Source organism: Pseudomonas sp. TE12508 (assembly GCF_056279485.1).
This window is the reverse complement of sequence record NZ_JBWCCN010000001.1, coordinates 163,240-175,390: the sequence shown is the minus strand read 5'-3', so window position 1 is coordinate 175,390 and position 12,151 is coordinate 163,240. Positions and strand designations below refer to the sequence as shown.

11 protein-coding genes are annotated in these 12,151 nt (G+C 60.8%); 8 read left to right on the top strand and 3 right to left on the bottom strand.

Going from position 1 to position 12,151, the window contains the following annotated elements; genetic code table 11:
* The first annotated feature begins 61 nt into the window (after positions 1–61).
* From ACZ9IM_RS00720 to ACZ9IM_RS00710, 3 genes are read left to right on the top strand one after another with little or no spacing between them, the layout of a single operon-like run.
* A complete protein-coding gene (locus ACZ9IM_RS00720; RefSeq protein ID WP_427624239.1) occupies positions 62–1,870 on the top strand; it encodes a sensor histidine kinase in 1,809 nt (602 codons plus the stop codon).
* On the top strand, positions 1,867–3,261 hold the full coding sequence (locus tag ACZ9IM_RS00715) for a sigma-54-dependent transcriptional regulator (RefSeq protein ID WP_427624238.1): 1,395 nt from the start codon (positions 1,867–1,869) through the stop codon (positions 3,259–3,261). Before ACZ9IM_RS00720 ends, ACZ9IM_RS00715 begins: the two co-directional genes overlap by 4 nt.
* A gap of 40 nt (positions 3,262–3,301) precedes the next feature.
* Entirely contained in the window at positions 3,302–3,760 is a 459-nt protein-coding gene (locus tag ACZ9IM_RS00710; protein ID WP_008068720.1) for a YiiD C-terminal domain-containing protein, read from the top strand.
* A gap of 104 nt (positions 3,761–3,864) precedes the next feature.
* On the opposite strand, the gene cysQ is transcribed toward ACZ9IM_RS00710, so the two are convergent.
* On the bottom strand, positions 3,865–4,698 hold the full coding sequence (cysQ, locus tag ACZ9IM_RS00705) for a 3'(2'),5'-bisphosphate nucleotidase CysQ (RefSeq protein ID WP_476223192.1): 834 nt from the start codon (positions 4,696–4,698) through the stop codon (positions 3,865–3,867).
* Positions 4,695–5,261, bottom strand: a complete 567-nt coding sequence (gene nudE, locus ACZ9IM_RS00700; RefSeq protein ID WP_123498360.1) for an ADP compounds hydrolase NudE — start codon at positions 5,259–5,261, stop codon at positions 4,695–4,697. Before nudE ends, cysQ begins: the two co-directional genes overlap by 4 nt.
* A 231-nt stretch (positions 5,262–5,492) precedes the next feature.
* Here nudE and yrfG point away from each other — a divergent pair, with 231 nt between their 5' ends.
* On the top strand, positions 5,493–6,155 hold the full coding sequence (yrfG, locus tag ACZ9IM_RS00695; protein ID WP_476223191.1) for a GMP/IMP nucleotidase: 663 nt from the start codon (positions 5,493–5,495) through the stop codon (positions 6,153–6,155).
* Between the two features lie 107 nt (positions 6,156–6,262).
* Here yrfG and lysM read toward each other — a convergent pair whose 3' ends face one another.
* Positions 6,263–6,712, bottom strand: a complete 450-nt coding sequence (gene lysM, locus ACZ9IM_RS00690; protein WP_427624234.1) for a peptidoglycan-binding protein LysM — start codon at positions 6,710–6,712, stop codon at positions 6,263–6,265.
* Between the two features lie 136 nt (positions 6,713–6,848).
* On the opposite strand from lysM, the gene ACZ9IM_RS00685 reads away from it, so the two are divergent.
* The 4 genes from ACZ9IM_RS00685 (at position 6,849) to ACZ9IM_RS00670 (ending at position 12,059) form a co-directional block, all read left to right on the top strand.
* Positions 6,849–7,736, top strand: coding sequence for a LysR family transcriptional regulator (locus tag ACZ9IM_RS00685; protein ID WP_401171961.1), 888 nt, complete (start codon positions 6,849–6,851; stop codon positions 7,734–7,736).
* Between the two features lie 94 nt (positions 7,737–7,830).
* On the top strand, positions 7,831–8,670 hold the full coding sequence (gene fdhD / locus ACZ9IM_RS00680) for a formate dehydrogenase accessory sulfurtransferase FdhD (RefSeq protein ID WP_123498352.1): 840 nt from the start codon (positions 7,831–7,833) through the stop codon (positions 8,668–8,670).
* Positions 8,667–11,015: an FdhF/YdeP family oxidoreductase gene (locus ACZ9IM_RS00675; RefSeq protein ID WP_476223190.1), complete on the top strand. Its 2,349-nt coding sequence runs from the start codon at positions 8,667–8,669 to the stop codon at positions 11,013–11,015. The genes fdhD and ACZ9IM_RS00675 overlap by 4 nt, the downstream gene beginning before the upstream one ends.
* Before the next feature lie 123 nt (positions 11,016–11,138).
* The gene (locus ACZ9IM_RS00670) at positions 11,139–12,059 is read left to right on the top strand and encodes a LysR family transcriptional regulator (protein ID WP_476223189.1); all 921 of its coding nucleotides are present in this window, start codon (positions 11,139–11,141) and stop codon (positions 12,057–12,059) included.
* Positions 12,060–12,151 lie beyond the last annotated feature (92 nt).

The following is a 12,151-nucleotide window of genomic DNA, read 5'->3' as shown; positions in this document are numbered from 1 at the left end:
GCGCAGACTGCGCCCGCAAGCCTAGGCATAATGCGTCTATACCCATAGGCGCTTGATGCTCATGACACCAACTCTCCCCCGCAGACCCCGCTGGCGCAGCCTGGCGCTACTCGCGTTGTGCCTGGCGCCCTTGCTTTGGCCTCTGGAGCATTTGGCCGAGCGTTACTACCGCAGCGAACTGGCCGGACAGAACCGTCAGACCCTCGACCTCTACGTCGCCAACCTGCTGGGCACTCTGCATCGGTATGAAGTGTTGCCGCAGATTCTCGGCGAGCTGCCTGCTCTGCGTGCGACATTGGCTGCACCCGACGAGGGCGTGATTCAGGGCAATGCCAATCGCCTGCTGAAAAACATCAGTGCCCAGACCGGCGCCGAAGTCATGTACCTGATGGACACCACCGGCAAGACGCTGGCGGCCTCCAATTGGGACAAACACGACAGTTTCGTTGGCCGCAATTTCGCTTTTCGTCCTTATTTCAGTGAAGCCATGGCTGGGCGTCTGGGACGCTTCTTCGGCCTGGGCACCACCTCGGCCAAGCGCGGTTACTTCTTTGCGGCGGCGATACGTGATCGCGAAAAAATCATCGGCGTGCTGGTGATCAAGGTCGACCTCGACCACACCGAAAGCCTCTGGGGTAAAACCCCGGAACAACTGTTAGTCACCGACCACAATGGCGTGGTCATCCTCACGTCGCGGCCAGAGTGGCGCTTCCGCTCGACCCGCCCATTGAGCGACCCGGAGCGCGAGGCCATCACCGCGATTCAACCCTATCCAACCCGCGATCCCAAGCCGTTGAATCTCGACGCCAACGCCTGGCTGACGCAAACCCGGCAGATCGAAGAAACCGGTTGGAGCGTCAGTATCCTTGCGCCGCGTACCCTGATCGATCGTCCGGTACGCACCGTCGTGGCCATTGGCGGCGCAACGCTGCTGGTATTGATGCTGCTGCTGGGCTTGATGATGCAGCGCCGACGCCATTACCTGGAGCGGATCGCCTTCGAAGGCAAGGCCCGCCACGAACTGGAAGGCCGGGTCGCCGAACGGACCAGCGACCTCGAAGGCCTCAACCGTCGACTCAAGCAGGAAGTGCTGGAGCGCGAACACGCTCAGCAGGAACTGGTGCGCGCGCAGGATGACCTGGTGCAGGCCGGCAAGCTCTCGGCGCTGGGGACGATGTCGGCGAGCATCAGCCATGAACTCAACCAACCGCTGGCGGCAATCCGCAGCTACGCGGAAAACGCTGAAGTGCTGCTTGATCATCAGCGCACCGAGGATGCTCGCGGCAACCTCAAGCTGATCAGCGAATTGACCGGGCGCATGGCATCGATCATCGCCCACCTGCGCGCCTTCGCCCGGCGTGATCGCCACGCCCCGGAAAGTGTTGCCCTGCAACCGGCACTGGACGACGCGCTGGCGTTACTGGCCAAGCGTCGGCGCAGCATGGAAGTCGAGCTGATCCGTGACCTGCCGGCTGCCACCCTATGGGTCGAGGCCGGGGAAACCCGTCTGCGCCAGGTACTCGGCAACCTGCTGGCCAATGCCCTCGATGCCCTGACGGAAAAAGGCCCGCCGCGTAAACTCTGGTTGAGTGCCGAGTCCACCGCCGACGGCGTCAATCTGTACATTCGCGACAACGGCCCCGGGTTCTGCCTGGAAGCGCTGGGTCGTGCCGGCGAGCCCTTCTACACCACCAAGACCCGTACTCAGGGGCTTGGCTTGGGGCTGGCGATTTGCGACACCCTGATGCGCGCCTTCGGTGGTGAATTGTCGTTCTCCAACCACAAGGAAGGTGGCGCCCTGATTACCCTGAAATTGCGCGCAGGCGCACCGGGCGTGAGCCTGCAACCGTCCGAGGACCGAAGTGCATGACCATCGACAACCGCATCCAGGTCGTGTTGATCGACGACGATCCCCACCTGCGCCAGGCCCTGAGCCAGACCCTGGACCTGGCCGGCCTGAAAATCCTGCCGCTGGCTGAAGCCAAAGGCCTGGCCGGGCAACTGGAGCGTGACTGGCCGGGCGTGGTGGTCAGTGACATCCGTATGCCGGGCATGGACGGCCTCGAACTGCTGACCGAACTCCACGCCCAGGACCCGGAGCTACCCGTGCTGCTGATCACCGGCCACGGCGATGTGCCGCTGGCCGTTCAAGCCATGCGTGCCGGAGCCTATGATTTTCTGGAAAAACCTTTCGCCAGCGACTCCCTGCTCGACAGCGTACGTCGTGCCCTGGACCTGCGCCGGCTGGTGCTGGACAACCGCAGCCTGCGTCTGGCCCTGAGTGATCGCAACGAACTGAGCGCTCGACTGGTAGGGCAATCGGCGCCGATGCTGCGCCTGCGTGAGCAGATCGGTGCATTGGCGGCGACCAAGGCCGACGTGCTGATCCTCGGCGAAACCGGTGCGGGCAAGGAAGTGGTGGCGCGCGCGCTGCACGACCTGTCGAGTCGGCGTAACGGCCCATTCGTGGCGATCAACGCCGGGGCCCTGGCCGAGTCGGTGGTGGAAAGCGAGCTGTTCGGTCACGAGCCCGGTGCGTTTACCGGCGCGCAGAAGCGTCGCATCGGCAAGTTCGAATTTGCCAATGGCGGCACGTTGTTCCTCGATGAAATCGAAAGCATGAGCCTGGACGTGCAGGTGAAACTGCTGCGCTTGCTGCAAGAGCGGGTCGTCGAGCGCTTGGGTGGCAACCAGCTGATCCCGCTGGACATCCGCATTATCGCTGCGACCAAGGAAGACCTGCGTCAATCCGCCGATCAGGGCCGCTTCCGTGCCGACTTGTATTACCGCTTGAACGTCGCACCGCTGCGCATTCCGCCGCTGCGTGAGCGAGGCGAAGATGCGCTGATGCTGTTCCAGCATTTCGCCGATGAAGCCAGCGCCCGCCACGGTTTGCCACCCCACGAATTGCAGCCGGGACACCGGGCGCTGCTATTGCGCCACACCTGGCCAGGCAATGTACGTGAACTGCAGAACGCCGCCGAACGCTTTGCCCTGGGTCTGGAACTGGCGCTGGACAACAGTGCGCCGGATGGCGGCGTCGGCAGCACGATTGAAGTGGTCAGCGGCGGCCTGAGCGAGCAAGTGGAGAACTTCGAGAAGAGTTTGATTGCCGCCGAACTGGCGCGCTCGCACAGCTCTGTGCGCAGCCTCGCCGAAGCCCTCGGGATTCCGCGCAAAACCTTGCACGACAAACTGCGCAAGCATGGTCTGAACTTCGCCGATGCCGGCGCCGGCAACCACACTGACGACCTTGATTGAGCTACCGTAAAATCATCCCCTTCAAACAAAAGGCCCATGAATGAACCGCGACAGTCGTCACCTGGAATCGATCCTCCATTCTGACATCCCCCTCACGCGGGACATGGGCCTCAAAGTGCTCGACTGGCACGATCAACAACTGCGCCTGCACCTGCCGCTTGCGGCCAACGTCAATCACAAGAGCACCATGTTCGGTGGCAGTCTGTATTGCGGCGCAGTGCTGGCCGGCTGGGGCTGGCTGCATTTGCGTTTGCGTGAAGAAGGCATCATCGAAGACGGGCACATCGTGATTCAGGAAGGGCAGATCAGCTACCCGCTGCCGGTCACCATGGACGCGACAGCGATTTGCCAGGCACCGAGTGCGGCAGTCTGGAAGAAGTTTCTGGCGATGTATCAGCGGTACGGGCGGGCGCGATTGACGTTGCATTCGCGGATCGTGAATACCGGGAGTGAAGAGGATGCGGTGCGGTTTACCGGGCAGTATGTCCTTCACCGATGACTGATCGTTCCCACGCTCTGCGTGGGAATGCAGCCCGTGACGCTCCGCGTCACTGGACGCGGAGCGTCCCTAGAGGCATTCCCACGCGGAGCATGGGAACGATCTTAGTTGCGAGCCAAAGCCAACAATTTCTCCCGCCAAGCCGCTTTAGCCGGCAGCGCCAGGAAAAACTCATTCAGCAACGACTCCCGCGCCGGATAACAGAACGGCTCACCGCTCAAATCCAGCACCTCACCGCCCGCACCTTCCAGCACACCCTGAGCCGCGGCCGTGTCCCATTGCGAAGTTGGCGCCAACCGCGGATAACAATCCGCCGCCCCTTCCGCCAGCAGGCAAAATTTCAGCGAGCTGCCGATGTTCGCCAGTTGCAACTCACCCAGGCTGTCGCTCAACCCCGCGAGTAACCGTTCCTGCTCCGGGCTCGAATGCCGACGACTGGCGACCACCGTGAAAAGCTCACCCGCAGCCGGAACCTCGCGAACCTGAATCGGCAACGGCTCGGCGCCTTTATCACCACGCCAGGCACCCAACCCTGCACCGCCGACATAAAAGCGCCCGTTGGTCGGCATCGACACCACACCAAACACCACCCGCCCCTGCTCGATCAGCGCAATGTTGACGGTGAACTCTTCGCTGCCGGAAATAAACTCCTTGGTCCCGTCCAACGGATCGACCAGCCACCAGCGCTGCCACCCGGCGCGCACGCTCTGGGGGATATTGGCGTCCTCTTCGGACAGCACCGGAATGCTCGGATCCAGCGCTGTCAGCCCGGCCAGAATCACGTGATGAGCGGCCATGTCGGCGGCGGTGACCGGGGAATCATCGGACTTTGCAGTGACAGCAACGTTGACGCGCCAATACGGCAGGATCGCCTCGCCAGCCTTCAAAGCCAGTTCAACGACTGGCGCCATCAACGGATGGGGAAAATTCAAGCTCACGGTAAAAACACCCCACGTTGAGTCAGTAAGTCACGGGCCAGATACAGCGCCGCCAAGGCACGGCCCTCGGTGAATCGTGGATTCTGCGCCAAAGATGACAATTCACGCAGGTTGATCTTTTCCACCCCCATCGGCTCGGGCTCGTCACCCTCCAGGCGTTCTTCGTACAGCTCAGTGGCCAGCACCACCTGGATCCTCTGGCTCATGTAGCCCGGTGACAATGACAACTCGGTCAAATGCTCAAGCTGTCGCGCACCATACCCGGCCTCTTCCATGAGCTCCCGCTCGGCCGCCGCCAACACGTCTTCGCCCGGCTCGATCAAACCTTTGGGCAGGGACAATTCGTATGCATCGGTGCCGCCGCAGTATTCCTCCACCAACACCGCGTGCTCCGCGTCGAGCATCGCCACAATCATCACTGCGCCATGGCCGGTGCCTTTGCTGACCAGACGCTCGTAAGTACGCTCCACGCCATTGGAAAAGCGCAACTTCAGCTCTTCGACACAGAACAAACGGCTGGTGGCGACAATGTCGCGGGCGAGTACGGTGGGTTTCTGGCGCATAGATGGCTCCTTGGCGTAAGCGGGTTACTATACAGGCTGTTTGAAAGCTGCTGCGCTCGAGATTGCTGCGTCAAAAACAGGCTCGGACGGGTCATTTACAACTCGTAAACTCCCCGTCCTCGCCTGTTTTTTCCTTGCACTCCCTTCGCTCGCGACGCTTTCCACCCAGCCTGTACCCGGCCTATCCTGATTGTTTATCCCGGATATCTTTTTTACCGCTGGAGAAGTTTTATGTCCCTGCTGCCCTGGCGCGACATCGATACCGTTTTGCTGGATATGGACGGCACGCTGCTGGATCTGCACTACGACAACCATTTCTGGATGGAGCACCTGCCCCAGCGTTATGCCGAGCTGCACGGGGTGAGCCGGGCCATGGCGGAGCTGGAATTGCAGCCACTGTTCGAACGCAATGCCGGCCAGTTGCAGTGGTACTGCCTGGATTTCTGGAGCGCCGAGCTGAAGCTGTCGGTGCGCGAACTGAAACTGGAAACCGCGCACTTGATCGCCCTGCGTCCGGATGCGGACACTTTTCTGGCGGCGATCAAACGGTCCGGCAAACGCGTGGTACTGATCACCAACGCCCACCGCGACTCGCTGTCATTGAAGCTGGAGCGAATTGAACTGGCGCCGTATTTCGAGCGCTTGATCAGCTCTCACGATTACGGTTTCCCCAAGGAAAACCCGCAATTCTGGGATGCCTTGCAAGCCGACATCGGCTTCGATCCGGCGCGCAGTCTGTTTATCGACGATACGTTGCCGATTCTGCGCAGTGCGCGCAATTTTGGCGTGGCGCATCTGCTGGCCGTGAGCGAGCCAGACAGCCGAAAAGGGCCGAAGGACACGGCCGAGTTTGCGGCGGTGGGGGATTATCGGGAGTTGATTGCCGGGCTCTAACCTGTGGCGAGGGGGCTTACCCCCGATGGGTCGCGAAGCGGCCCCAAAATCCTTGCGACTGCTTCGCAGCCGAACGGGGGCAAGCCCCCTCGCCACAGATCTGCGGGTTACTCAGGAATCCGCAACGACTGCCCCGGATAGATCTTGTTCGGATCCTTGAGCATTGGCTTGTTGGCTTCGAAGATCTTTTGATACTTGTTGGCATCGCCATATACACGCTTGGAAATGGCGCTGAGAGTGTCGCCTTTCTCGACGGTGACAAATTTTGCCGCCGTTGCCACTGGCCCGGTCACGGTAATCTGATCATCCACCGAGCTGATACCGGCAACATTGCCCAGGACCAAAAGAATTTTTTCTTTTTCTTCCTGGGTGGCGGCTTCGCCGGTGGCGATAACTTTCTCGCCTTCAACCTTCACCTGGATTTTGGACGTATCGATTCCTGACAGCGCGTCTTTCACATGCTTGGTCAAGGCTTCGCTGTTGGCTTCGGCCTTGTCTGGTGTCAATGCATCAAGGATTTTTTCACCGGCATCTTTCAAAAAGCTGAAAAGGCTCATCGTGTTTTCTCCATAGGTTTAGGTTCCAGACGCCAAAGACTAGACCAGCCTTGCAAAGCCCGGTTCCCAGCCGACCAATGACCCAACCCCGCGCAGGCGGTAGAATCGCAAACCTTGCCCGCGCCCTGGAGCGAAGATGGACATCAAGCAGCTCAAATTCCTCATCGCCCTCGACGAAACCCGGCATTTTGGCCAGGCCGCCGCGCGTTGCCACATCACCCAACCGACCCTGTCCATGCGCCTGCGCAGCCTTGAAGAAGAGCTCGAGCTGCCGCTGGTCAACCGCGGCCAGCGCTTCGAAGGTTTCACCGCGCCGGGCGAGCGTGTGCTGGCGTGGGCGCGTACGGTGCTGGCGGCCTACGACGGTTTGCAGGCCGAAGCGGCAGCCTGTCGCGGCAACCTCGTGGGTACGTTGCGTCTGGGCGTGGTGCCGCTGTCGAGTTTCGACCCGGTACCGTTGATGCAGCGCCTGCACGCCGAGCACCCGAACCTGCGCTTCGAACTCTCAGCCCTGAGTTCCGAGCAGATCCTCGAGCAGCTGGCGAACAACCGTCTCGACCTCGGCGTGTCGTACCTGGAGCGTCTGGACGGTGAGCGTTTCGACTCCCTGGCTTTCAGCGAAACCCACATGGGCTTGCTCTACGATCAGCGTTTCTTCAGTTTCGGCGACGCGCCCTTGAGTTGGAAATCGTTGATTGAACTGCCGTTGGGCATGCTCACCAGCGGCATGCATTTTCGCCAGTCCATCGACCATAACTTCCACAGCCGTGGCTTGGCCCCCCAACCGTTGCTGCAAACCGATGCGGTCCACCAATTGTTACAAGCGGTACACGGCGGCCTGTGCTGCGCCGTGATGCCATTGGAAGGTGGTCTGGAAAACCTCACTGATCACTTGCGCCTGCAGCCTATAGAAAGTGCCCAGACTCTCGCCCGGCTGGGGCTGATCATGCGTCGTAGCGCTCCGCGTTCGGCGCTTGCAGAAGCCTGTTTCGCGATCTATCAGCAATCAGTGGCCGGCTCTTGATCGACGTCATCTATCAGGAGATCAGTAATAGCAATTAGACACGACCCGCTGACCCGCCTAGGCTTAAAACTGACCAACCCGTCGGTGATACCTGATGAACGCCAAGCGCCCTGCCCGCGCGGCGCCTGCTGTTGAAACGCCCGCGACCGTCGCAAGTCAGACATACAGTTACTGCAACCTTGAATACACCGAATCGGCCAGCACCGCGCTGGCCGAGGAAGTCGCGTTGGCGATTGCCTATAACGGCATCAGCCAGGCAGTCATGTTGGTCACACCAACGGATCTTGAAGACTTCATCGTCGGCTTCAGCCTCGGCAGCGGCATCATCGAAGACGCCTGCGATATCTACGACTTGCAACTCAGCGGCTCGGGTTCGGCGCAATACGCGCAAGTGACCATCGCCAATCGCGCCTTCTGGAACCTCAAGCAGCAGCGTCGGCAGCTGGCCGGCACCAGTGGTTGCGGGCTCTGTGGCGTGGAAGCGGTTGAGCAAGCGCTGCCCGACCTCAAAGTCTTGCCCGGCGCCCCACTGCCCCCGACCGAATGGCTGGACGGCCTGCGCCAGCGCATCGGCGAATTCCAGCCGCTGGGCCAACATTGCGGCGCGGTACATGCGGCGGTGTTCATGAACGGCAACGGCGAATTGTTGCTGGGCCGTGAAGACATCGGTCGACACAACGCCCTCGACAAGCTGATCGGTGGGTTGATCCGCCAGAAGATCCCGATCACTGGCGGCCTAGCGATTGTCACCAGCCGTTGCAGCCTCGAATTGATCCAGAAAGTTTTACGCGCCGGCATTCAGACCCTGGTCAGTTTATCGTCGCCCACGGGCCTTGCCGTGCAATGGGCCCGTCGACACAACCTCAACCTCATCCACCTGCCGCAGAAAAGTGCGCCGCGGGTCTACAGCCCCGCGACGGAGAATCAAGCGTGAGTCAACATCGTCAAGCCGACCAGAAACCCGTCCCCCGCTACAAGCCCTACAAAGGCCCAGCCGGTGGCTGGGGTGCGCTGATCAGCGTCGCCCAAGCCTGGTTGACCAGCGATAATGCGCTGAAAAACCTGCGCATAATGCTCAAGACCAACCAGAACGGCGGCTTCGACTGCCCCGGTTGCGCGTGGGGCGATTCTCCGGAAAAGGGCATGGTGATGTTCTGCGAGAACGGCGCTAAAGCGGTGAACTGGGAAGCGACCAAACGCCGTGTCGACGCTGCATTCTTTGCCAAACATAGCGTCACCTCGCTGCTGGAACAGAGCGACTACTGGCTTGAATATCAGGGCCGCCTGACCGAGCCGATGAGCTACAACGCCGAAACCGATCGCTACCAACCCATCAGCTGGGATGATGCCTTCACCCTGATCGCCAAACATCTGCGCGGCCTGTCGAGCCCGAATCAGGCCGAGTTCTACACCTCGGGCCGCGCCAGCAACGAAGCGGCGTTCCTCTATCAATTGTTCGTGCGCGCCTATGGCACCAACAATTTCCCCGATTGCTCAAACATGTGTCACGAAGCCAGTGGTGTTGCGTTGGCGCAGAGCGTTGGCGTCGGCAAAGGCACCGTGACCTTCGATGATTTCGAACACGCTGATGCGATTTTCGTCTGGGGCCAGAACCCCGGTACCAACCACCCGCGGATGCTCGAACCCCTGCGCGAAGCGGTGAAACGCGGCGCTCAGGTGGTGTGCATCAACCCGCTGAAAGAACGCGGTCTGGAACGTTTTCAGCATCCACAGCACCCACTGGAAATGCTCACCAACGGCGACAAGCCGACCAACACCGCGTACTTCCGCCCGGCACTGGGCGGCGACATGGCGATCATGCGCGGCATGGCCAAGTTCCTGCTGCAATGGGAGCGCGATGCGCAGAAGGCTGGTGAGCCTGCGGTGTTCGACCACGACTTCCTCAATGAACACAGCATCAACGTTCTGGAATACCTCGGCATCGTCGACGACACCCCGTGGGAGCAGATCGTCGAACAGTCCGGCCTGACCCTGGTGGAAATCGAGCAAGCGGCGCGCATGTACGCCAAGGGCAAGAACGTGATCATGTGCTGGGCGATGGGCATCACCCAGCATCGTCATTCGGTGGCGACCATCCAGGAAATCGCCAACCTGATGCTGTTGCGCGGCAACATCGGCCGGCCGGGTGCCGGCCTGTGCCCGGTGCGCGGCCACAGCAATGTGCAGGGCGACCGGACAATGGGCATCAACGAACGTCCGCCGGTGGCGTTCCTCGACGCTCTGGAGCGGCGCTTCCAGTTCAAGGTTCCCCGTGAAAACGGCCACAACGTGGTCGAGGCAATTCACGCCATGGCTGACGGCCGCTCGAAAGTCTTCATCGGCCTGGGCGGCAATTTCGCCCAAGCCACCCCGGACAGCACGCGTACCTTCCAGGCTCTGGCCAACTGCGACCTGACCGTGCAGATCAGCACCAAGCTCAACCGTAGCCATTTGGCCCACGGTAAAGACGCGCTGATCCTGCCGTGCCTGGGCCGTACCGACATCGATATCCAGGCCGAAGGCGCCCAAGCGGTGACCGTGGAAGACTCGTTCAGCATGGTCCACGCCTCCAACGGTCAGCTGCAGCCACTGTCGAACCAGATGCGCTCGGAGCCTGCAATCATCGCCGGCATCGCCGCCGCAACCCTGGGCAGCAAACCGGTGGACTGGAACTGGCTGGTGGCCGATTACAACCGCATCCGCGACCTGATCGCCGACACCATCCCGGGCTTCCGGGACTTCAACGAGAAAATCCAGAACCCGGGTGGTTTCTACCTGGGTAACAGCGCCAGTGCACGTCGCTGGAATACCCCATCGGGTCGGGCCAACTTCCGTGCGAACAGGCTGCCCAAACATCTAGTGCATGAGCGCACCCGCGCCACCGGCGTGCTGCCGGACCTGATCATGCAGTCGATGCGCTCCCACGATCAGTACAACACCACGATTTATGGTCTTGATGACCGTTATCGCGGGGTGAAAGGTCAGCGCGATGTGCTGTTCGTCAATGAAGCCGACATCATTCGCCTCGGGTTCAAACCCGGGCAGAAGGCTGACATTGTTTCGATTTGGGATGATGGCCGTGAGCGTCGGGTGAAGGGTTTCACGCTGCTGGCGTTCGACATTCCTGCCGGGCAAGCGGCCGCTTACTATCCGGAAGTGAACCCGCTGGTGCCGCTGGAAAGCACTGGAGATGGCAGCCATACGCCGACATCGAAGTTTGTAGCGATTCGCTTAGAAGCGGCGAGTGAGACTGGGTTGATTTTGGCCAAGTCGGCTTAACGCGGCGTCTGAGCTGACGCCATCGCGAGCAGGCTCGCTCCCACAGACCTGCCAAACATTCGTCAGGCAGATGTTTGCTAGCATTGCGTCTGAATCAATCCAGATCAGACACGAGTGCTCAGCATGCAACTCCCGGACATGAACCTGTTGGTCGCCCTCGACGCCTTGCTCGATGAAGGCAGTGTGGTAGGCGCTGCACGGCGGATGAACCTCAGCCCGGCGGCGATGAGCCGGACGCTGACGCGGATTCGCGAGGCCATTGGCGATCCGATTCTGGTGCGCGCCGGTCGAGGCTTGGTGCCGACGCCCAAGGCACTGGAGTTGCGCGAGCAGGTGCGGGACCTGGTGGAGCAGGCCGCTTTGCTGTTCCGCTCCGCCGATGAGGTGGATCTGGGCAGTTTGCGCCGGCGGTTCAGCATTCGCGCCAATGATTTCTTTGTTGGCGTTTACGGCGGCAAGCTATTTGACACGATGGAACGCCAGGCCCCGCATTGCGAATTGCGCTTTGTCCCTGAGGGCGATGGCGACGACGAAGCGTTACGCGAAGGGCGCATCGATTTAAGCGTCAGCAACAATCGTCCGCTGATGCCGGAAGTGAAGGTTCAGAACCTGTTTTCCACGCACTTTGTCGGGCTGGTGCGTGAAGATCACCCGTTGTTCGACGAAGAAATCACCGCCGAACGTTACGCCGGATTTTCCCATATCAGCATGTCCCGTCGCGGGATCGCCCGCGGGCCGATCGATACGGCGCTTAACGCCTTGGGGCTGGAGCGGCGGGTGGCGGTGATTGCACCGAGTTTCCATGCAGCGATGTTCGCCTTGCCGGATTCCGATCTGATTCTGCCGGTGCCCAAGGAGGCGCTGCTGAGCGTGCGACGCCTGGGCTTGAAACTGCGCTCGTTCACCCTGCCGATTCCATTGCCAACCCTCATGCTGACCCAGGCCTGGCATCCGCGTTTCGACAAGGACCCGGCCCACCGCTGGATGCGTGAAACCCTCAAGACCTGTTGCGATGAGACGTGGTTGGCGGCACCACCAACCTAAAGTTGATCCCACAGGGTTTTGTATTGCTGCATGAAACACACTTATAAGCTGCCAATAAGTCAATTTTCGTAACCTTCCACGCTCCCTAGAAT